The organism is Ureibacillus manganicus DSM 26584 (genome assembly GCF_000772945.1).
GTDB classification, from domain to species: Bacteria; Bacillota; Bacilli; order Bacillales_A; family Planococcaceae; genus Ureibacillus; species Ureibacillus manganicus.
The window spans coordinates 26022-47279 of record NZ_JPVN01000004.1 but is presented as its reverse complement, the minus strand read 5'-3'; the positions used below and the strand labels follow the sequence as shown (position 1 = coordinate 47279).

Here is a 21258-nt window from a genome sequence, read left to right as displayed (position 1 = left end):
GAGAGGAGGTAAATTCGAATGACACAAGCTAAAGCTATCGCTCGCACAGTGCGTATCGCTCCTCGTAAAGTACGTCTAGTTGTAGACTTAATCCGAGGTAAGCAAGTAGGTGAGGCAGTTGCAATTTTACGTCATACTCCAAAAGCGGCGTCTCCAGTCGTTGAAAAAGTGTTGAAATCTGCAGTTGCTAACGCTGAGCATAACTATGAATTAGATGTAAATAACCTAGTTGTTTCTGAAATCTTTGTTGATGAAGGACCAACATTAAAACGTTTCCGTCCACGTGCTCAAGGACGTGCAAGCGCAATTAACAAACGCACAAGCCACATTACTGTAGTGGTATCAGAGAAGAAGGAGGGTTAATCCGTGGGTCAAAAAGTACATCCAATAGGATTACGAGTTGGTATTATTCGTGACTGGGAGTCAAAATGGTACGCTGAAAAAGACTATGCTACTCTTTTACACGAAGATATCAAAATTCGTAAGTATATCGAGTCTGCTTTAAAAGAAGCTGCTGTTTCTAAAGTAGAAATCGAACGCGCTGCAAATCGTGTTAACATTACAATTCACACTGCGAAACCAGGTATGGTAATTGGTAAAGGCGGTCAAGAAGTTGAAAACTTACGCAAATACCTAAGTGATACAACTGGTAAACGTGTGCACATTAATATTATTGAAATTAAAAAAGCTGATCTTGATGCTCGTTTAGTAGCAGAAAATATCGCTCGTCAACTTGAGAACCGCGTATCTTTCCGTCGTGCTCAAAAACAAGCAATCCAACGCACAATCCGTGCTGGTGCAAAAGGAATTAAAACACAAGTATCTGGTCGTTTAGGTGGCGCTGATATCGCGCGTGCTGAACATTATAGTGAAGGAACTGTTCCACTTCATACTCTTCGTGCAGACATCGACTATGCTCACGCAGAAGCTGACACAACTTATGGTAAATTAGGTGTTAAAGTATGGATTTACCGTGGTGAAGTCCTTCCTACGAAGAAGAACTCTGTGGAAGGAGGCAAATAATTATGTTATTACCAAAACGCGTTAAATATCGTCGTGAACACCGTGGTAACATGCGTGGTGAAGCGAAAGGCGGTAAAGAAGTAACTTTTGGTGAATGGGGTTTACAAGCTCAAACAGCTAGTTGGATTACTAACCGTCAAATCGAAGCTGCTCGTATTGCAATGACACGTTACATGAAACGTGGCGGTAAAGTTTGGATCAAAATCTTCCCACATAAACCTTACACGAAAAAGCCTCTAGAGGTACGTATGGGTTCCGGTAAAGGTTCTCCAGAAGGTTGGGTAGCAGTAGTAAAACCAGGAAAAGTAATGTTTGAAGTTGCTGGGGTTTCTGAAGAAATCGCTCGTGAAGCACTTCGTTTAGCATCACACAAACTTCCTGTTAAATGTAAAGTAGTTAAACGTCAAGAAACTGGTGGTGAATCTAATGAAAGCTAATGAAATCCGTGACCTTGCCACTTCTGAAATTGAATTAAAAGTGAAATCACTGAAAGAAGAGCTTTTCAACCTTCGCTTCCAATTGGCGACTGGTCAATTAGAAAACACAGCTCGCATTCGTGAGGTTCGTAAAGCGATCGCTCGTATGAAAACTGTGATTCATGAAAGAGAAATCAGTGCAAAATAACTGATGATAAAGGAGGTTGTAAAGTATGACTGAGCGTAATCAACGCAAAGTTTACACTGGCCGTGTAGTTTCTGACAAAATGGACAAAACAGTAACCGTTCTTGTTGAAACACATAAAAAACACAAGTTATACGGTAAGCGTGTAAAATACTCTAAAAAATTCAAAGCTCATGATGAATTAAATGAAGCGAAAATCGGTGATATCGTACGTATCATGGAAACTCGCCCACTTTCAGCTACAAAACGTTTCCGTCTATTGGAAATCGTAGAAAAAGCGGTTATTATTTAATAACATTTTCGGATGTTTAATTTCCGAAGGGAGGTAACCTAAATGATCCAACAAGAAAGTCGTATGAAAGTTGCTGATAACTCAGGTGCTCGTGAAGTATTAACGATCAAAGTACTAGGCGGTTCAGGACGTAAAACTGCTAACATCGGCGATATCGTTGTATGTACAGTTAAGAAAGCAACACCAGGGGGCGTTGTCAAAAAAGGTGACGTTGTAAAGGCTGTTGTTGTTCGCACGAAGTCTGGTGTACGTCGTAAAGATGGTACTTATATCAAATTTGACGAAAACGCTTGTGTAATTATCAAAGAAGATAAATCCCCTCGTGGAACACGTATTTTCGGACCTGTTGCACGTGAATTACGTGATAGCAACTTCATGAAAATCGTATCTCTAGCACCAGAAGTTCTTTAATTTCTAAAAGCAGAAGCAATCCTTCTGTAGGTGTAGGGTATTTAAAATAATAAAATTGATTTACATGACAGTACCAATCAAGGAGGTGCGACACATAATGCATGTAAAAAAAGGCGACAAAGTAAAAGTTATTACTGGTAAAGATAAAGGTAAAGAAGGCGTAGTATTAGCAGCTTTCCCTAAAAAAGACCGTGTTCTTGTTGAAGGTATTAACATCGTTAAAAAACACGTTAAACCTAACCAGTTAAACCCACAAGGTGGTATTGTAAGCCAAGAAGCAGCAATCCACGTATCGAACGTAATGCTAATCGATCCTAAATCTGGCGAGCCGACTCGTGTAGGTTACAAAATCGAAGATGGCAAAAAAGTTCGTGTTGCAAAAAAATCAGGTGCAGTAATCGACTAATAAGTAAAATAAGAAGGGAGGTACGAACATGAGCCGCCTAAAAGAAAAGTATTCAAAAGAAGTTTCTCCAGCTCTAATGAGCAAATTTAACTATAAATCTGTTATGCAAGTGCCTAAAGTTGAAAAGATCGTTATTAACATGGGTGTTGGTGACGCTGTTCAAAACTCAAAATCACTTGATGCTGCTGTAGAAGAATTAACAATTATTACAGGTCAAAAACCAGTTGTAACTAAAGCGAAAAAATCTATCGCAGGTTTCCGTTTACGTGAAGGTATGCCAATCGGTGCGAAAGTTACATTACGTGGTGACCGTATGTATGAATTCTTAGATAAATTAATCGCAATTGCACTTCCACGTGTACGTGACTTCCGTGGTGTATCTAAAAAAGCATTTGACGGTCGCGGTAACTACACTTTAGGTGTAAAAGAACAATTAATTTTCCCTGAGATCGATTACGATAAAGTTTCAAAGGTACGCGGTATGGACATCGTGATCGTAACGACTGCGAATTCTGATGAAGAAGCTCGCGAGTTATTGACACAATTCGGTATGCCGTTCCAAAAGTAATAAAATAAGGAGGGCGAGAACGTGGCTAAAAAATCAATGATTATTAAACAACAACGTAAGCAAAAGTTTAAAGTACAAGAATACACACGTTGTGAACGCTGTGGCCGTCCACACTCTGTGTACCGTAAATTTAAACTTTGCCGTATTTGTTTCCGTGAACTTGCATATAAGGGACAAATTCCAGGCGTTAAAAAAGCTAGCTGGTAATCCCCTAATTTGGGAAGGAGGTAAAATATATGACAATGTCTGATCCAATTGCAGATATGCTTACTCGCATTCGTAATGCGAACATGGTTCGTCACGAGAAATTAGAAGTTCCAGCTTCAAATTTAAAGAAACAAATCGCTGAAATTTTAAAGCGTGAAGGTTTCATCCGTGATGTAGAGTATGTTGAAGACAACAAACAAGGTATCATCCGTATCTTCTTAAAATACGGTAAAGATAATGAACGTGTTATTACTGGTTTAAAACGTATTTCAAAACCTGGACTACGTGTTTACGCTAAAACAAACGAAGTACCAAAAGTATTAAACGGCTTAGGTATCGCTTTAGTATCAACTTCTCAAGGTGTTGTAACTGATAAAGAAGCTCGTGCTAAACAAGTTGGCGGAGAAATCTTAGCTTACATTTGGTAATATGCTATAAACGAATGGAGGTGCAACTATATGTCTCGTGTAGGTAAAAAACCAATCGAGGTTCCAGCAGGCGTAACAGTTACTATCGCTGATGATAACACTGTAACTGTTAAAGGACCTAAAGGCGAACTTACTCAAACTTTTAATCAAGATATTAAAATCGAACAAGAAGGCAGCGTGATTACTTTAACACGCCCTACTGAATCAAAAGAACACCGTACGATCCACGGTACAACTCGTGCTTTATTAGCAAACATGGTAACTGGTGTTTCTGAAGGATTTACTCGTTCACTAGAACTTATCGGTGTTGGTTATCGTGCGCAATTACAAGGCAATAAACTTGTATTAAACGTTGGATACTCTCATCCAGTAGAGTTCACACCTGAAGAAGGTTTAGAAATCGAAGTTCCTTCAAACACAAAAGTTATTGTTAAAGGGATCAACAAAGAACGTGTTGGTGCATTGTCATCAAACATCCGTGCTGTACGTCCACCAGAGCCTTACAAAGGTAAAGGTATTCGTTACGAAGGCGAACAAGTTCGTCGTAAAGAAGGTAAAACAGGTAAATAATGCTAGATAAGCGTTAGAAAGGAGTGACCTCACAGTGATTACGAAACAAGATAAAAATCAAGTTCGTAAAAAACGTCATGCGCGTGTTCGTACTAAAATTTCTGGTACTGCAGAACGTCCACGTCTAAACGTATTCCGTTCAAACAAGAACATTTATGCGCAACTTATTGATGATGTTGCAGGTGTAACAATTGTTAGTGCATCAACTCAAGAAAAAGATTTTGAGGGTGCTGGTAACAATGCTGAAGCTGCAGCAAAAATCGGTCAAATTATCGCTAAACGTGCTGTGGAAAAAAATATTACAAACGTAGTATTTGACCGCGGTGGTTACTTATATCATGGACGTGTTAAAGCTTTAGCTGAAGCTGCACGTGAAAACGGCTTAGAATTTTAATAAGAAGGAGGGACATACTTCATGAGTCGATTTGACGCAAACAATCTTGAATTTGAAGAACGCGTAGTAACGATCAACCGCGTTGCTAAAGTTGTTAAAGGTGGACGTCGCTTCCGCTTCTCAGCACTAGTTGTTGTTGGAGATAGAAACGGTCATGTTGGTTTCGGTACTGGTAAAGCACAAGAAGTTCCAGACGCAATCAAAAAAGCTGTTGAAGATGCGAAGAAAAACTTAATTGAAGTACCACGTGTTGGTGGAACTACTCCACACGAAGTACACGGTCGCTTTGGCGCAGGTAAAATTTTAATTAAACCTGCATCTGCTGGTACAGGAGTTATCGCTGGTGGTCCAGTACGTGCTGTACTTGAACTTGCTGGTATTACTGATATTCTTTCAAAATCTCTAGGTTCAAACACACCTATTAATATGGTTCGTGCTACAATCGCAGGTCTTAAAGAACTAAAACGCGCAGAGGAAGTTGCAAAACTTCGCGGTAAATCAGTGGAAGAATTATTAGGATAAGGGGGGAATCATAATGGCTAACAAACTAGAGATCACCCTTACTAAATCTGTTATTGGTGCAAAACCTGCTCAACGCAAAACAGTTGAGGCATTAGGTTTACGCAAACTTAACCAAACTGTGGAACATGCTGATAACGCAGCTATCCGCGGAATGTTAGACAAAGTAGCTCACTTAGTTACTATAAAAGAAAATTAATATCCCTAAACAATGAACAAGGAGGTGCCACCCATATGAAACTTCATGAGTTAAAACCAGCGGTAGGTTCACGTAAAGAACGCAACCGTGTTGGTCGTGGTATCGGTTCTGGTAACGGTAAAACTGCAGGTAAAGGTCACAAAGGACAAAACGCCCGTTCTGGCGGCGGAGTACGCCCTGGATTTGAAGGTGGTCAAAACCCACTTTTCCGTCGTTTACCTAAACGCGGCTTTACGAACATTAACCGTAAAGAATACGCTATCGTGAACATTGATACATTAAATCGTTTTGAAGATGGCATTGAAGTAACACCTGCATTATTAGTTGAAACTGGTGTTGTGAGTAATGAAAAAGCTGGCATTAAGATTCTAGGTAATGGAACTCTTAATAAAAAGCTAACTGTAAAAGCTCACAAGTTCTCTTCATCAGCTAAAGAAGCTATTGAAAATGCTGGTGGAACAACAGAGGTGATTTAATGTTTCAGACAATCTCTAACTTCATGCGTGTTCGAGATATAAGAAATAAAATCATCTTTACATTATTAATGCTACTGGTGTTTCGTATCGGAACTTTCATTCCGGTACCAAACGTAGATGCTGGAGTATTACAAGTAGCCGATCAATTTAACTTAATTGGCTTCTTAAATACTTTCGGTGGTGGGGCATTGGCAAACTTCTCAATCTTTGCATTGGGAATTATGCCTTACATTACAGCATCAATTATCGTTCAGTTACTACAAATGGACGTTGTACCTAAGTTTTCTGAATGGGCTAAACAAGGTGATGTTGGACGCCGCAAACTTGCACAGTTTACACGCTACTTTACAATCATCCTTGCATTCCTTCAAGCATTTGCGATGTCATTTGGATTTAACCAAATGTATGGCGGACAATTAATCACTGACACTAGTGTAATGTCTTACATAACTATTGCAATTGTTTTAACTGGTGGTACTGCATTCCTATTGTGGTTAGGTGAACAAATTACTGCACATGGTGTAGGTAACGGTATATCAATCATTATCTTTGCCGGGATTGTTGCTGCAATTCCAACAGCAGTAAACCAAATCTACGCACAACAACTTGAAGGTGCTGGAGATCAACTTTTCATTAAGATTATCATCCTTGCTCTTTTAGTAGTAATTCTTTTAGCAATTGTTGTTGGAGTTATTTACGTGCAACAAGCACTTCGTAAAATTCCAATTCAATATGCTAAACGTGTTGCAGGTCGTGCATCTCAAGCAGGTGGACAGCAAACCCATTTACCGTTAAAAGTAAATGCTGCTGGGGTTATCCCAGTAATCTTTGCAATGGCATTCATTGTTACACCTCAGACATTAGCTATGTTCTTCGGGCAAAATAGTGTAACTACCTTCATTACTAATACGTTTGATTACACAAAACCTGTTGGTATGTTAGTATATATTGCACTAATTACTGCATTCACTTACTTCTATGCATTTATCCAAGTGAATCCTGAAAACTTAGCAGATAATCTGAAAAAACAAGGTGCTTACATTCCTGGTATTCGTCCAGGTAGTGATACGCAAAGTTACTTAACAAAAGTTTTATATCGTTTAACTTTTGTAGGTGCTCTATTCTTAGTTGTTGTCTCTGTTCTACCGATCCTATTTATTAATTTCATGAATCTACCTGCCTCAGCGCAAATTGGTGGTACTAGTGTTATTATCGTAGTCGGGGTTGCTCTAGAAACAATGAAACAGTTAGAATCACAATTAGTTAAACGTCATTATAAAGGCTTTATGAAATAATGTTGGTAAATAGGAAACGAATAGTTTCCTATGCCAGCTGAATTAGGGGGAGACTAAACGTATGAATATCGTTTTAATGGGTCTGCCTGGTGCTGGTAAAGGTACTCAAGCAGATAAAATTGTTGATAAATACGCGATCCCTCATATTTCTACAGGCGATATGTTCCGTGCCGCTATTAAAGATGGTACAGAGTTAGGATTAAAAGCAAAATCGTTTATGGACCAAGGAGCACTTGTTCCTGATGAAGTAACGATCGGTATCGTTCGCGAACGACTTAGCCAAGAAGATTGTGAAAAAGGTTTCTTACTTGATGGATTCCCACGTACAGTACCACAAGCGGAAGCACTAGATAATATTCTAGATTCACTAGGGAAGAAAATTGATCACACAATTAATATCCAAGTTGAAAAAGAAGAACTGGTTGCTCGTTTAAGTGGTCGTCGTATTTGTAAGGTTTGCGGTGCTTCGTACCATGTTATCTTTAATCCTCCAAAAGAGGAAGGTAAATGCGATAAAGATGGTGGCGAATTATACACTCGTGCTGATGATAATCCTGAAACGGTTGCGAACCGTCTGGAAGTAAATATGAATCAAGCGCAACCTTTGCTAAACTATTATGAAGCAAAAGGTGTTTTAACGAATATTAACGGACAGCAACATATTGATAATGTGTTTGCTGATCTAGACGCTCTTTTATTACAGGGCAGCCGCAGCTAATACCCGGCATTAGGCGAACTAAACTATTTTTCGCGCGTGAACTGCGGTGCAACAAAAAATTAATGAGAGTTGCAAAAGCATATTGTGCCCGGTATACACTTATAAAGTGTAATGCTTATTTTAAATAGGATGACACTAAAAAGTGTGTTAAGGGTTTCGTGGAAGCATCTGTGTAAACGGGTATGAATCTCTCATCCAAGACATTCCGGCTATCGTTAAACAATGTGGATTACATAATCTATTAGTTGGATTTTGTATTTCCGTGGATTGTGTGAAGCGAAACCAGACGAGCGTCTTTCGAACATCTCTCATACAATCCATGCATATGTTAATGGTGTTGCTTCTTTTGAAGAAAACAATTGGATGGTTTCTCAAATTTGAGAATCGGAAAAAGTTGCATATAGAAGGGAGATAGGGTTGATGGCGAAAGACGATGTAATTGAAGTCGAAGGAACAGTAGTTGAGACTTTGCCAAACGCGATGTTTAAGGTAGAATTAGAAAATGGGCATACGATTCTTGCTCACGTATCTGGAAAGATTCGCATGCATTTTATCAGAATTTTACCTGGAGATAAGGTTACTATAGAGTTATCTCCTTACGATTTAACTCGCGGTCGTATCACATACCGTTTTAAATAATCTTTTGCACTCCGAAATAATAAGGAGGTTGGGTTAGATGAAAGTGAGACCATCTGTGAAACCGATCTGCGAAAAATGTAAAGTAATTCGCCGACGCGGTAAAGTAATGGTAATCTGTGAAAATCCTAAACATAAACAAAAACAAGGATAATTTAGAAGGAGGTGCACTAAAAGTATGGCACGTATTGCTGGTGTTGACATTCCTCGCGACAAACGCGTTGTAATTTCATTAACATACATTTACGGTATTGGTAAAACAACTGCTAAAAAAGTATTAGCAGCTGCTGGTGTATCTGAAGAAACTCGTGTACGCGATTTAACTGAAGATGAACTAAACCTAATCCGTGAACAATTAGATTCTTATAAAACAGAAGGTGACTTACGTCGTGAAATCTCATTAAACATCAAACGTTTAATGGAAATCGGATCATTCCGTGGTATCCGTCACCGTCGTGGTTTACCTGTTCGTGGTCAAAATACGAAAAATAATGCGCGTACGCGTAAAGGTCCTCGTAAAACTGTAGCGAACAAGAAAAAATAATAAGTAAAGGGGGTTCCTTTTAACATGGCTCGTAAACAACAAACACGTAAACGTCGTGTGAAAAAGAATATCGAATCAGGTATTGCTCACATCCGTTCTACATTTAACAATACAATTGTAACGATTACAGATATGCAAGGTAATGCAGTGTCTTGGTCTAGTGCTGGTGCACTTGGTTTCAAAGGCTCACGTAAATCTACACCTTATGCTGCGCAAATGGCTGCTGAAGCTGCTGCAAAAGCATCCCTTGAACATGGTCTGAAGACGTTGGAAGTAACTGTTAAAGGTCCTGGTGCTGGTCGTGAAGCTGCAATTCGTGCTCTTCAAGCAGCAGGTTTAGAAGTAACTGCAATTAAAGATGTTACTCCAGTTCCACATAACGGTTGCCGTCCACCAAAACGTCGTCGTGTGTAATGGGTGCATCTTAAGTTCTCTTAAGTCATCATCTTTGTGCTAAACGCTAAGTTGTGCAATTATTAGTAGTATATGATGGTATGAACCTAATACATTCGATGTTTTGAAGGAGGGTAAATTGAATGATCGAAATTGAAAAACCAAAGATTGAAACTGTGGAAATCAGCGAAGATTCCAAACATGGTAAATTTGTTGTTGAACCGCTTGAACGCGGATATGGAAACACTTTGGGTAATTCTTTACGTCGGATCCTTCTGTCTTCACTTCCAGGAGCTGCTGTTACTAGTATTCAAATCGACGGAGTACTACATGAATTCTCTACTGTTGAAGGTGTAGTTGAAGATGTTGCTTCTATTATCTTGAATATTAAAAAACTTGCACTTAAAATCTACTCTGACGAAGAAAAAGTTATTGAGATTGATGTGAAAGGTGAATCGGTAGTTACAGCTGCTGATATTACACATGACAGTGACGTTGAAATTTTAAATCCAGATCTATATATTGCAACAATTGCTAAAAATGGTCATTTACGTATTCGTATGTATGCACGTCGTGGCCGTGGGTATACTCCTGCTGATCAAAACAAACGTGAAGATCTTCCTATCGGCGTGATCCCGATCGACTCTATTTACACTCCAGTTTCACGCGTTAATTTTCAAGTAGAAAATACTCGTGTCGGACAAAATTCTGACTTCGATAAATTATCACTTGATGTGTGGACTGATGGAAGCATTGGTCCAAAAGAGGCGATTTCGCTCGGCGCAAAAATTTTAACTGAGCACCTTAATATCTTTGTTGGTTTAACGAACGAAGCTCAAACGGCTGAAATCATGGTTGAAAAAGAAGAAGATCAAAAGGAAAAAGTTTTAGAGATGACTATCGAAGAACTTGATCTTTCTGTTCGTTCTTACAACTGTTTAAAACGAGCTGGTATCAATACGGTATTAGAGCTTGCTAATAAATCAGAAGATGACATGATGAAGGTACGTAACCTTGGTCGTAAATCATTAGAAGAAGTAAAAGCGAAATTAGAAGAGCTTGGTTTAGGATTACGTAAAGAAGACTAATCATGCTTTTTGCAAGACTTAGATCAATTGAAGGAGGGAACATCTATGGGTTACAGAAAACTTGGTCGTACAAGTTCTCAACGTAAAGCGTTACTACGTGACTTAGCTACTGATTTAATCGTTAACGAACGCATTGAAACAACAGAAGCTCGTGCGAAAGAATTACGCTCTGTTGTAGAAAAAATGATCACTTTAGGTAAACGTGGAGATTTACATGCTCGTCGTCAAGCTGCTGCATTCATCCGTCGTGAAGTTGCAACAACAACTGATGAGAATGGTAATGAAACATCTACATTTGCTTTACAAAAGTTATTTAACGATGTAGCACCACGTTACGCAGATCGTCAAGGTGGTTACACTCGTATCCTTAAAAAAGGTCCTCGCCGTGGAGACGGTGCGCCTGTAGTTGTAATTGAATTAGTTTAATTTAATTCTTACAATACTGCCAAAGTAGGTGTCCGGTTCACCGGTTGAATCCGGACCCTTTTTTTAAAATGATTTATACGACAATAAAATGGCATGAGCGTTATAATGAGCGAGTCCTTAGTGACGGCGTCTCGTCTAGCTCTCCGCACCTCATTCATAAAGGCTTGGAAATGAGCAGCCAAGCTTTTACAATAAAATACGCTAAGGCGCATTTCTCTGAATGAGGTGCGCGCTTTTTTATTCTATTAAAATTGTAATATATTTACAGTTTTTAATGATAGATACCAAATTGTTTAAAGTTAAATACATATGTAAAAATAAGATACGTTCCATTCCAGAAAGCTTCTGCTGATTGTTAACGTACCTTATTTTTGTATATGTGGAAGTTTTAAAATGACTTATTGATGCAAAAACATAAAGAAAAGATCTATACGTTGTGATGAGTAGAGTAAGCCTGAGAGGAGCATTATACTTGAGTGAGATACTGTCGTTTAATAATGTAAGTTTTTCATATACACCAGAGGTAAAAGATGCACGTAAAGCTGTTCAAAACGTATCGTTTACGATAAATGAAGGTGAATGGATATCAATTGTTGGTCATAACGGATCAGGTAAATCTACCATGGTTAAAATTATTAGCGGTCTATTATTTCCCCAAGAAGGGGAAGTTCATGTTATGAAAAACGTATTAACAGAAGAAAACCTGTGGGAAACGCGCACACAAATTGGAATGGTTTTTCAGAATCCTGATAATCAGTTCGTTGGTGCAACAGTTCAAGATGATGTAGCTTTTGCTTTAGAAAATAACGGAGTTCCGCATGAAGAAATGGTAAAACGTGTTCATACATCGTTAAAACAGGTTAATATGGACTCATTTCTAAATCATGAACCTCACCATCTATCAGGTGGGCAAAAACAGCGTGTTGCGATTGCAGGCGCGTTAGCAATGCGTCCAAAGATACTCATTCTAGACGAAGCAACTGCAATGCTTGACCCACAAGGACGTGCAGAGGTGTTAAATACAGTACAAGAATTGCGAGAAGAAACTAGATTAACTGTTTTGTCCATTACTCACGATGTTGAGGAGGCGCTACTCGCTGACCGTATACTGTTTATGAATGATGGTAAAAAATATGCTGAAGGCTCTCCACAAGAAGTATTCTCACTAGGGGATAAACTAGTGGAGTTTGGATTAGAACTGCCATTTGCGATGAGAATGACAAAATTACTTAAAGCAAACGGGGTTAGTTTAATTGGGGAACATATGACAGAAGAAGAGTTGGTGAATGATCTATGGACATCAAACTTCAACAAGTAAGTTACGCGTATTCAATGGGCACACCTTTTGAAAAGCGTGCATTATTTGATGTGGATTTAGAGATTCCAAGTAAGACATATCAAGCTATTATTGGTCACACTGGATCAGGTAAATCTACGATATTGCAACACTTTAATGGGTTACTAAAACCATCAAAGGGTGAAGTACATATTGGAGAACGAGTAATTGTTGCTGGGAAAAAGGCAAAAGAATTAAAACCGATTCGCCAAAAAGTGGGTATTGTTTTTCAATTTCCAGAACATCAATTATTCGAAGAAACAGTCTTAAAAGACATTATGTTTGGACCGATGAACTTTGGCGTCTCTCCAGAGGAAGCAGAACAACGTGCAAGGGACTTAGTTGGCCTTGTAGGACTACCTAATTCAGTTTTAGAAAAGTCTCCATTTGATTTGTCTGGAGGGCAAATGAGACGCGTTGCAATAGCAGGTGTACTTGCCTTACAACCAGAAGTGATAGTGTTAGATGAACCTACTGCTGGGCTTGACCCACGTGGACAACGGGAAATAATGGACATGTTCTATCAACTTCACAAAGAACAAGGTTTAACAACGATTCTTGTAACACATAGTATGGAAGATGCTGCAAGATATGCTGACAATCTAGCCATTATGCATGAGGGACGCTGTGTATTAACTGGTGCACCACGTGATATTTTTGCTGATGCAAAAACGCTAGAAAGTTATCGATTAGAATTACCACGTATTATTAAATTCCAACACAAAGTTGAGAAGTTAATGGATAAAAAGCTCTCCAAAATCTGTTTAACTGAAGAAGAATTGGCGTTAGAAATTTCTCATTCAGTGAAAAGGGAGAGTGATGAGCAATGATGGAAAAAATGATCTTTGGTCGCTATATTCCTGGAGACTCCTTTGTTCATCGACTTGATCCACGATCTAAATTGGTTTTTGTTTTTGCATTTATCATTATAGTATTTCTTGCAAATAATACAATTACGTACGGGCTATTATTAGCCTTTACATTATTTATTATTTTGTTGTCTCGTATCCGTCTATATTTCTTAATTAACGGTTTAAAGCCAGTATTAATATTGTTAGTATTTACATTTTTAATACACATTATTTTTACAAGAGAAGGTAATATCGTATTTGAATTAGGATTTTTTAAGATATATGAAGAAGGGGTTAGGCAAGGGATTTACATCTCCATTCGATTTGTTGTTCTTGTTTTTGTAACTTCTGTATTAACTTTAACGACATCTCCTATATCCATTACAGATGGAATTGAAGTGTTATTAAATCCGTTAAAGAAAGTAAAGCTTCCTGTACACGAATTAGCATTAATGATGTCAATTGCGTTACGTTTCATTCCTACATTAATGGATGAGACAGATAAAATTATGAAAGCGCAAATGGCACGTGGATCTGATTTAAGTGCAGGACCTTTAAAAGATCGTATAAAAGCAGTTGTCCCATTATTGGTCCCACTATTTGTGAGTGCATTTAAACGTGCTGAAGACCTAGCAACTGCGATGGAAGTTCGAGGCTATCGTGGAGGCGAGGGTCGAACACGTTACAGAAAGCTAAAATGGGATTGGCGCGATTCCATTAGTTTAGTAGTGTTAATTGCACTAGCAGCATTATTAATCTATCTACGTACTTAAGGGGTGATCTTGTTTGCGTCGTTTAAAGGCAACGATAAGTTATGATGGCACACTGTTTTCAGGCTATCAAGTGCAACCAGGCGAACGAACGGTTCAGCTCGAAATAGAAAAAGTATTATCCAAAATGCATAAAGGTGAAATGGTACGAATTACAGCGAGTGGACGTACAGATTCAAAAGTTCATGCAACTGGACAAGTTATTCATTTTGATACGAATTTATCAATACCAACAGATCGTTATCAGAAGGCATTAAACGTTCAACTACCAAGTGATATCCGAGTAATGCAGGTAGAAGAGGTTCCTTCTGACTTCCATGCCCGTTTTAGCGTGACAGGCAAGCGTTATCGGTACATTTGGAATTGCAACAATGTACAAAGTCCATTTCGTAGGTATTACGCAGTAGATACGAATGGTGTTAAACCGAATATAGGTAAAATGAAAGAAGCTGCCCAATACATTGTAGGTACTCATGATTTTTCTTGCTTTTGCGCCGCAAACACAAGCGTTGTTGATAAAGTCCGTACAGTCCATACATTGGATTTTGAATGGCATGATCAGGAATTACATATGATCATCGAAGGCAATGGATTCTTATATAACATGGTAAGAATAATTGCGGGTACACTTTGGGAAGTCGGCACTGAAAAACGCGCTGCAAGTCAATTGAAAGAAATCATTGCATCAAATGACCGTGGAAGTGCTGGCAAAACAGCACCACCACACGGTTTGTATTTGGAAAAGGTATTTTATTGAAGAAAAAACAACTTCTCCAGGTGTTCATATTTTTTCTTGACTTAGTTCGAAAAATATTATAAGATGACATATGGTATTTTCATTACCAACCACGGATAAGCCCCGAATCTTATAAGTGATTATATAATGAAAAATAACGGTAATCGAATCGATTAGGAGGATATATACATGCGTACAACATTCATGGCTAAAGGTCACGAAGTAGAGCGTAAATGGTTAGTAGTTGACGCAGAAGGCCAAACTCTTGGACGTTTAGCTTCTGAAGTAGCTTCTATCTTACGCGGTAAACATAAACCAACATTCACACCAAACGTTGACACTGGAGATCACGTGATCATCATCAACGCAGAGAAAATTGAATTAACAGGTAACAAATTAGAAGGTAAAATTTACTACCGTCACACTCAATTCGCTGGTGGTTTAAAACAACGCACAGCTGGTGAAATGAAAGAAAAATACCCACGTCAAATGCTTGAATTAGCAGTTAAAGGGATGCTTCCTAAAAACTCTTTAGGTCGTCAAATGTTCTCTAAACTTCACGTATACGCTGGAGCAGAACATCCACATGCAGCACAAAAACCAGAAGCTTACGAGCTTCGCGGATAATTAATTAGAGGAGGATATACACTTGGCACAAGTACAATATATCGGCACAGGTCGCCGTAAAAGCTCAGTAGCTCGCGTACGTCTAGTACCAGGCGAAGGTAAAATCGTTATCAACAACCGTACTATCGAAGAGTACTTACCATTCGAAACTTTACACTTAATCATCAACCAACCATTAGAAGCAACTCAAACTAAAGGTAGTTATGATGTACACGTAAACGTAAACGGTGGTGGATTCACAGGTCAAGCTGGTGCAATCCGTCACGGTATCGCTCGTGCGTTACTACAAGTTGACCCAGATTTCCGTCCAGCACTTAAATCTGCAGGTTTACTAACTCGTGACCCACGTATGAAAGAACGTAAAAAATACGGTCTTAAAGGTGCTCGTCGTGCGCCTCAGTTCTCAAAACGTTAATTATTACTTTCAACGTTTCAACCCTTTCTCGAAATTCGAGAAAGGGTTTTTTCTATTTTAGAACTTGAATATAAAAACTGGATCTCAATGTACAATGAAATCCAGTTTACATACTAATAACTTTTTAGCTAATTTTTTTGATTTTCTCCTTTTTTCCTTGGCTTTGGTTTATGATACAACCCCAGTTCTTTTTTATCTTTAACTAATGATTTGTAAAGTGAAATCATCATTAAAATCATAATAAAAGAAAAAGGAAATGCAGCTATGATTAATGCATTTTGCAGTGCTTGTAATCCACCACTATATATTAATACTAAAGCCACAACTGACTGCGAAATCCCCCAAGTTAGTTTTACTGCCGTTAATGGGTTAAGTGAACCATAAGTTGTTTGCATACCAAGCACAAAGGTTGCTGAATCTGCTGAGGTAATGAAGAATACACTAACAAGTGCAATTGCAATGATCGATAAAATTGTGGACCAAGGTAATTCGTTAAAAATTGCAAATAAAACTTCTTCTGTTGCTAATTGAGATATATCATGAGTTACTGATTTTTGAACCTCAATTCCTGCTGTACCAAATACCGCAAACCAAATAAAGCAGACAAGAGTAGGAAGTAATAACACTCCGATGACAAATTCTCGAATCGTTCTTCCTTTCGATACACGAGCGATAAAAATACCTACAAATGGTGACCAAGAGATCCACCATGCCCAATAAAAGACTGTCCAACCATTAATCCAAGAACGATCTTCTTCATTTAGTGGAGCAATACGGAAGCTCATCTGAACAATATTTTGTATGTAGCCACCAAGAGAGTCTGTTAACATATTTAAGGTAAGGAGAGTTGGTCCTATGATAAACATTAATACTAGTAGTAAAACTGCCAATATCATATTTGCATTACTTAAAATTTTTATCCCTTTCCCTAATCCAGTTGATGCTGAGATGGAAAATAAAATGGTAACAATAACAACGATAATTAATTGAACGGTAAAATTACTTGGAATTCCAAATAAAAAAGATAGTCCCCCATTAATTTGTGTTGCGCCAAATCCTAGAGTTGTTGCAACTCCAACAACTGTTGCTACAACAGCTAATACATCAATAATAGTACCGAGAGTTCCTTCCATTGCTTTTTTTCCTAGTACAGGCTTCAAAGTAGCAGATATAAGGGCAGGTTCTCCTTTACGGAAGTTGAAGTAGGCTAAAGATAATGCTACTATCGCATAAATTGCCCATGCATGAATACCCCAATGGAAAAAAGTGTACCTCATTGCTTCTTTATGAGCTGCATCAGTACCTGGCTCAGCTAGAGGAGGGGTCATGAAATGAGAAAGTGGTTCTGCCGCTCCCCAAAATACAAGACCAATTCCCATACCTGCACTAAATAACATTGCAAACCAAGAGGCTCTTGTAAATTCAGGTTCTTCATCTGTTTTTCCTAACTTTATGATTCCCACTGGACTGAAAATGAGAAAAATACAAAAGGTTACAATAATTGTAACTAAAATTAAGTAATACCAACCGAAAGTTGATGTAAGAAATGCTTGTATATTTCCTGTTACTTCTTCGAAATTCTTTGGTGCAACAACACCGAATATACATGCAGCTAGAACAATCATCACTGAGATCCAAAATACGTTCGAAACCTTTTTCATCATGAATTCCTTTCTGGCTAGAAGTTTCACTTTATTATTTCAATAAAAATATTTACGTATTGAAGTATCTATATGTTCTGCTTTATTCTGTCCCTAAGTGTATTGCATTATTACAAAGAGAAAAAAGGTGTTTATCATTTACCAAAAGCAATTAAAAAATTGCTAAAAATAGAAAGAAACTTGTTGGAAAAAACTCAACAATTCTGGGGTTGTGAGATTTAGTTATTTGTGGGGTTAATTGGGGTTCTGATAAGATTTTTCAATTGCCCTTACAAAAAAACGAAAGTATTGTGTCAAATATGTAAAACACAGTTATATTTGCTAAATCGTTAACGCTCTAGTGCATTTGAACTGTGTTATAGTTAGCTTGGATTGAACTTCATTGGAGGTTTTATATTGGACAACACTCTATTATGGAAAGAAGCAAAAGAATTTCTCGAGTTAAGTTATAAAGAATTACATAAATCAGAGCAACACTTACAATCACGATTAGCTGAAGTAAAAGAAATGATTGAACAACAAGGTTATTATATCCATACAACAGAAGAACTTGATTATGGTGCAAAATTAGCTTGGCGAAATAGTAATCGTTGTATTGGAAGGCTGTTTTGGAACAGTTTAACTACGTTCGACGAGAGGCATTTAAACACGGAAGAAGATATATTTAATGCACTGTTGCGACATATTGAATATGCAACAAATGAAGGACGTATACGACCAACGATATCAGTTTTTCACCAGAACACACCAACAAAGAAAGTTCGACTATGGAATCATCAATTGATTCGTTATGCAGGATATCGTATGGAAGATGGAATAATTGGGGATCCACATTCCCTTGAGTTCACTGAAGCTTGTATAGCACTCGGCTGGGAACCAAAATATGGACAGTTTGACCTGCTCCCAATCGTTATACAACTAGATGAAAACCCTCCAAAACTGTTTGACATCCCACAACATCTCGTAATGGAAGTACCACTAAGACACTCACAATACGAATGGTTTGAGGACCTCGAGCTTAAATGGTATGCAGTCCCAATTATTACAGAAATGAGTCTTGAAATTGGAGGACTTACATATTCAGCTGCCCCATTTAACGGATGGTATATGGGGACAGAAATCGGCGCACGTAATTTAGCTGATGATTCAAGATATAATATGCTGCCCAAAGTAGCATCTCTCATGGGGGCAGACACGAAAAGTAATATATCTTTATGGAAAGACCGAGCACTTGTAGAACTTAATGCCGCCGTCTTATATTCTTTTAAGGAAGATGGTGTTAGTATTGTGGATCACCATACAGCAGCCCACCAGTTTAAGTTGTTCGAAGAAAAAGAGGCGGAAGCTAATAGACAAGTTACAGGAAATTGGGTTTGGCTTATTCCACCGGTATCTCCAGCAACTACACATATATACCATAAGCCATATAACAATGAAGTGAAAAAGCCCAATTATTTTTATCAAAAAAAGCCATATTAACGTCTTTCGCATATAAAAGAGCCTGAGGAAATAATCCCTCAGGCTCATATTCATATAAAATTACATCTCTTTCTTTGCTTTATCCTTTTCTAATAAGACAATTATACTTGGCAGTAAAATTCCTCTTATTAAGAACGTGTCAATCAATATACCAACCGCTACGATAAATCCAAATACAAATAATAGTTGAATTGGCTGTGTCATAAGAACAGCAAACGTAGCTGCAAGAATAATACCTGCAGAAGATATCACGCCACCAGTACTTGCAACTGCTATTTGTGTTGCTTCTCTTACAGAATGCTTTTCACGTTCTTCTAAGAACCTAGACACTAAGATAATATTATAATCGATTCCAAGTGCAACAAGGAATATGAATGCGTATACTGGCACTCGAGTGCTAATTGTATCGATACCAAAAAATAGATTAGTTAAAAACATTCCTAGTCCTAATGCTGCAAAGAAGGAAACAAGGATCGTTCCCATCATGTATATTGGCATTTTAATGGACTTTGTTAGGAAAATAAGCATAACAAAAATCAATATAGTCTCTAACAATACAATCACAATAAGATCTCGATCGTTCGTATTTCGATCATCAAGAGATGATGCTGTTTCACCAGCAAAATATAAGGTACCCTCAATGTCACTAGCATTTAATATTTCATCTGCTTTTTCTTGAATCACTTCTAATGCATTGATGGATTCAATTGCATATGGGCTATCATCAAATGTAAGGCTATAGGATAATACTTTACCATCCTCTGTTTGATTATCTACTCGTACAGTGTTAACGTAATCCTGACTCGCTAATGCGTCTAATAAAGCCTGACGATTTTCTTCGGAGACTTCAGTTTTAGACTCCAATAATACCGTAGTTGGCGCGAGGTCACCTGGTGCAAATTTTTCTTCTAATGCTTCATAACCAACCCTAGAAGGCATATCTTCTGGGAAAGATTTGATCAAGTCAAACTCATATTTTAAATTTACATTGTAAGATGCACTTACTAATATAAAAATACCGATAACTAATAATGAAACAATAGGTTTTTTCGTAACAAAACGTCCTATTTTACTCCAAATTGAATTTGGCTTTACAGTAGTATCACCAACCTTTGGAATAACTGGCCAGAATGATTTTCTACCAAAGATTGTAAATAAGGCTGGTACAAGTGTAACAGATGAAATCATAATCACCGCTAAAGCGGTACCGAAAATAGGTGCTAAGTTTTGATAGTCCCCTAAATTGGCAAAGAAAAGAACAATCATAGCTAAAAATACTGTACCGCCAGAATAGAAGACAGGCAATCCTGTTCCTCTCATCGCAACTTTCATGGCTGTATATTTGTCTTCATAATGTTTTAATTCTTCTTTAAAACGAGAGAATACAAATAATGAATAATCAATTACTGCTGCAAACAGCAACACTGACATAATGGACACCGACTGAGAACTCATTAACAGTCCTGATTTTCCTAGCAATCCAAGCAACTGAGTAACAATTTGGTAAACAAACACTGCTGCTAGTAGCGGAATAAATGCTATTAAAGGTGAACGATATATTACAATTAAAAGAACTAAAATAATCCCAACAGTGGCTAATATTAAAACAACATCGGCTCTTGTAAATAAATCTGTAGTATCTACGGCGATTCCAGCAGGGCCAGTCACATATAAATTCAAATCCGTTTGATCGTTTACAATGGCTGCAATTTCTTCTAAAACAACGTTTACTTCTTTAGTATCTAGATTAGAGTCTAAATTTGCTGGAATGATAGCAGTTGTACGATCCTCAGAAAAGAATGCGTTTGTTGCTGGTTCTGGCAATTTCCCCATTGGAACAATTTCTTTCAAACCTTCAAACTCTTTTTCGATAATCGAATCTGTTATAGTGACTAAATCCTCTAATAGTACCTCATCTTCTGATTGTAATACTAAGATTGCTGGTAGTAATTCACTATCACCAAAATATTCTTCAATTTTCTCACTGGCAATGACAGACTGCATTTCCTCAGGGAGAGAGTCAATAGAAGTAACCTGATAATCCCTTACACTTGGGACAGCTACAGTCAATATGACCATCGCAAGTATCCAAATACTAAGAGTTATCCAACTCCCCTTTCTAGTCGAAACTCGGTCTGTTATTTGTTGCAATAAGTTTTTCATAATTTT

Annotated in this window: 32 protein-coding genes; 30 read left to right on the top strand and 2 right to left on the bottom strand. The window is 37.9% G+C overall.

Annotated features, from left to right (window positions below; all coding sequences use genetic code 11):
- Positions 1 to 18: 18 nt before the first annotated feature.
- From rplV to rpsI, 29 genes are all read left to right on the top strand, one after another.
- Positions 19 to 363, top strand: a complete 345-nt coding sequence (rplV, locus tag CD29_RS04025) for a 50S ribosomal protein L22 (RefSeq protein WP_036183146.1) — start codon at positions 19 to 21, stop codon at positions 361 to 363.
- A 3-nt stretch (positions 364 to 366) separates the two neighbouring features.
- Positions 367 to 1023 carry a 30S ribosomal protein S3 gene (gene rpsC / locus CD29_RS04020; protein ID WP_036183143.1) on the top strand — a complete coding sequence of 219 codons (657 nt, stop codon included), beginning with the start codon at positions 367 to 369 and terminating at the stop codon, positions 1021 to 1023.
- A 2-nt stretch (positions 1024 to 1025) separates the two neighbouring features.
- Positions 1026 to 1460, top strand: a complete 435-nt coding sequence (gene rplP, locus CD29_RS04015) for a 50S ribosomal protein L16 (protein WP_036183126.1) — start codon at positions 1026 to 1028, stop codon at positions 1458 to 1460.
- Positions 1450 to 1647, top strand: coding sequence for a 50S ribosomal protein L29 (rpmC, locus tag CD29_RS04010; RefSeq protein WP_036183124.1), 198 nt, complete (start codon positions 1450 to 1452; stop codon positions 1645 to 1647). The genes rplP and rpmC overlap by 11 nt, the downstream gene beginning before the upstream one ends.
- A 25-nt stretch (positions 1648 to 1672) precedes the next feature.
- Entirely contained in the window at positions 1673 to 1936 is a 264-nt protein-coding gene (rpsQ, locus tag CD29_RS04005; protein ID WP_036183121.1) for a 30S ribosomal protein S17, read from the top strand.
- Positions 1937 to 1978: 42 nt separating this feature from the next.
- Positions 1979 to 2347: a 50S ribosomal protein L14 gene (gene rplN / locus CD29_RS04000; protein WP_036183120.1), complete on the top strand. Its 369-nt coding sequence runs from the start codon at positions 1979 to 1981 to the stop codon at positions 2345 to 2347.
- Positions 2348 to 2444: 97 nt separating this feature from the next.
- Entirely contained in the window at positions 2445 to 2753 is a 309-nt protein-coding gene (gene rplX, locus CD29_RS03995; protein WP_036183118.1) for a 50S ribosomal protein L24, read from the top strand.
- A 28-nt stretch (positions 2754 to 2781) separates the two neighbouring features.
- Positions 2782 to 3321 (top strand): 50S ribosomal protein L5, encoded by a 540-nt coding sequence (gene rplE, locus CD29_RS03990; protein ID WP_036183116.1) that lies wholly within the window; start codon positions 2782 to 2784, stop codon positions 3319 to 3321.
- A 21-nt stretch (positions 3322 to 3342) separates the two neighbouring features.
- The gene (locus tag CD29_RS03985) at positions 3343 to 3528 is read left to right on the top strand and encodes a type Z 30S ribosomal protein S14 (protein ID WP_036183114.1); all 186 of its coding nucleotides are present in this window, start codon (positions 3343 to 3345) and stop codon (positions 3526 to 3528) included.
- A 29-nt stretch (positions 3529 to 3557) separates the two neighbouring features.
- Positions 3558 to 3956 carry a 30S ribosomal protein S8 gene (gene rpsH / locus CD29_RS03980; protein ID WP_036183111.1) on the top strand — a complete coding sequence of 133 codons (399 nt, stop codon included), beginning with the start codon at positions 3558 to 3560 and terminating at the stop codon, positions 3954 to 3956.
- Between the two features lie 30 nt (positions 3957 to 3986).
- A complete protein-coding gene (rplF, locus tag CD29_RS03975) occupies positions 3987 to 4526 on the top strand; it encodes a 50S ribosomal protein L6 (protein ID WP_036183108.1) in 540 nt (179 codons plus the stop codon).
- A gap of 34 nt (positions 4527 to 4560) precedes the next feature.
- Positions 4561 to 4920: a 50S ribosomal protein L18 gene (gene rplR / locus CD29_RS03970; RefSeq protein ID WP_036183106.1), complete on the top strand. Its 360-nt coding sequence runs from the start codon at positions 4561 to 4563 to the stop codon at positions 4918 to 4920.
- Positions 4921 to 4941: 21 nt separating this feature from the next.
- The gene (gene rpsE / locus CD29_RS03965; protein WP_036183104.1) at positions 4942 to 5442 is read left to right on the top strand and encodes a 30S ribosomal protein S5; all 501 of its coding nucleotides are present in this window, start codon (positions 4942 to 4944) and stop codon (positions 5440 to 5442) included.
- A gap of 13 nt (positions 5443 to 5455) precedes the next feature.
- A complete protein-coding gene (rpmD, locus tag CD29_RS03960; RefSeq protein WP_036183102.1) occupies positions 5456 to 5638 on the top strand; it encodes a 50S ribosomal protein L30 in 183 nt (60 codons plus the stop codon).
- 35 nt (positions 5639 to 5673) lie between these two features.
- The gene (rplO, locus tag CD29_RS03955) at positions 5674 to 6114 is read left to right on the top strand and encodes a 50S ribosomal protein L15 (protein WP_036183100.1); all 441 of its coding nucleotides are present in this window, start codon (positions 5674 to 5676) and stop codon (positions 6112 to 6114) included.
- Positions 6114 to 7409 carry a preprotein translocase subunit SecY gene (secY, locus tag CD29_RS03950; RefSeq protein WP_036183097.1) on the top strand — a complete coding sequence of 432 codons (1296 nt, stop codon included), beginning with the start codon at positions 6114 to 6116 and terminating at the stop codon, positions 7407 to 7409. Before rplO ends, secY begins: the two co-directional genes overlap by 1 nt.
- Before the next feature lie 61 nt (positions 7410 to 7470).
- The gene (locus tag CD29_RS03945) at positions 7471 to 8127 is read left to right on the top strand and encodes an adenylate kinase (protein ID WP_036183094.1); all 657 of its coding nucleotides are present in this window, start codon (positions 7471 to 7473) and stop codon (positions 8125 to 8127) included.
- 420 nt (positions 8128 to 8547) lie between these two features.
- Entirely contained in the window at positions 8548 to 8766 is a 219-nt protein-coding gene (gene infA, locus CD29_RS03940; RefSeq protein WP_016429904.1) for a translation initiation factor IF-1, read from the top strand.
- A gap of 37 nt (positions 8767 to 8803) precedes the next feature.
- Positions 8804 to 8917 carry a 50S ribosomal protein L36 gene (rpmJ, locus tag CD29_RS03935; RefSeq protein ID WP_000868344.1) on the top strand — a complete coding sequence of 38 codons (114 nt, stop codon included), beginning with the start codon at positions 8804 to 8806 and terminating at the stop codon, positions 8915 to 8917.
- A 24-nt stretch (positions 8918 to 8941) separates the two neighbouring features.
- A complete protein-coding gene (gene rpsM, locus CD29_RS03930) occupies positions 8942 to 9307 on the top strand; it encodes a 30S ribosomal protein S13 (RefSeq protein ID WP_036183092.1) in 366 nt (121 codons plus the stop codon).
- Between the two features lie 24 nt (positions 9308 to 9331).
- Positions 9332 to 9721, top strand: a complete 390-nt coding sequence (rpsK, locus tag CD29_RS03925; protein WP_036172483.1) for a 30S ribosomal protein S11 — start codon at positions 9332 to 9334, stop codon at positions 9719 to 9721.
- Between the two features lie 122 nt (positions 9722 to 9843).
- On the top strand, positions 9844 to 10788 hold the full coding sequence (locus CD29_RS03920; protein WP_036183090.1) for a DNA-directed RNA polymerase subunit alpha: 945 nt from the start codon (positions 9844 to 9846) through the stop codon (positions 10786 to 10788).
- A gap of 45 nt (positions 10789 to 10833) precedes the next feature.
- Entirely contained in the window at positions 10834 to 11214 is a 381-nt protein-coding gene (gene rplQ, locus CD29_RS03915; protein WP_036183087.1) for a 50S ribosomal protein L17, read from the top strand.
- A gap of 472 nt (positions 11215 to 11686) precedes the next feature.
- The gene (locus CD29_RS03910; protein ID WP_036183086.1) at positions 11687 to 12532 is read left to right on the top strand and encodes an energy-coupling factor ABC transporter ATP-binding protein; all 846 of its coding nucleotides are present in this window, start codon (positions 11687 to 11689) and stop codon (positions 12530 to 12532) included.
- Complete coding sequence (locus tag CD29_RS03905; protein ID WP_036183085.1) at positions 12508 to 13380, top strand: energy-coupling factor ABC transporter ATP-binding protein; 873 nt, start codon at positions 12508 to 12510, stop codon at positions 13378 to 13380. Before CD29_RS03910 ends, CD29_RS03905 begins: the two co-directional genes overlap by 25 nt.
- Positions 13377 to 14174: an energy-coupling factor transporter transmembrane component T family protein gene (locus CD29_RS03900; protein ID WP_036183084.1), complete on the top strand. Its 798-nt coding sequence runs from the start codon at positions 13377 to 13379 to the stop codon at positions 14172 to 14174. The genes CD29_RS03905 and CD29_RS03900 overlap by 4 nt, the downstream gene beginning before the upstream one ends.
- Before the next feature lie 13 nt (positions 14175 to 14187).
- On the top strand, positions 14188 to 14928 hold the full coding sequence (truA, locus tag CD29_RS03895) for a tRNA pseudouridine(38-40) synthase TruA (RefSeq protein ID WP_036183083.1): 741 nt from the start codon (positions 14188 to 14190) through the stop codon (positions 14926 to 14928).
- Between the two features lie 168 nt (positions 14929 to 15096).
- Positions 15097 to 15534 (top strand): 50S ribosomal protein L13, encoded by a 438-nt coding sequence (rplM, locus tag CD29_RS03890; RefSeq protein ID WP_036183082.1) that lies wholly within the window; start codon positions 15097 to 15099, stop codon positions 15532 to 15534.
- A 22-nt stretch (positions 15535 to 15556) separates the two neighbouring features.
- Positions 15557 to 15949: a 30S ribosomal protein S9 gene (rpsI, locus tag CD29_RS03885; protein ID WP_036183080.1), complete on the top strand. Its 393-nt coding sequence runs from the start codon at positions 15557 to 15559 to the stop codon at positions 15947 to 15949.
- Between the two features lie 128 nt (positions 15950 to 16077).
- On the opposite strand, the gene CD29_RS03880 is transcribed toward rpsI, so the two are convergent.
- The gene (locus CD29_RS03880) at positions 16078 to 17610 is read right to left on the bottom strand and encodes a glycine betaine uptake BCCT transporter (RefSeq protein ID WP_036183079.1); all 1533 of its coding nucleotides are present in this window, start codon (positions 17608 to 17610) and stop codon (positions 16078 to 16080) included.
- 396 nt (positions 17611 to 18006) lie between these two features.
- On the opposite strand from CD29_RS03880, the gene CD29_RS03875 reads away from it, so the two are divergent.
- Positions 18007 to 19089: a nitric oxide synthase oxygenase gene (locus CD29_RS03875; protein ID WP_036183077.1), complete on the top strand. Its 1083-nt coding sequence runs from the start codon at positions 18007 to 18009 to the stop codon at positions 19087 to 19089.
- A 60-nt stretch (positions 19090 to 19149) separates the two neighbouring features.
- On the opposite strand, the gene CD29_RS03870 is transcribed toward CD29_RS03875, so the two are convergent.
- A complete protein-coding gene (locus CD29_RS03870; RefSeq protein WP_036183076.1) occupies positions 19150 to 21252 on the bottom strand; it encodes an MMPL family transporter in 2103 nt (700 codons plus the stop codon).
- Positions 21253 to 21258 lie beyond the last annotated feature (6 nt).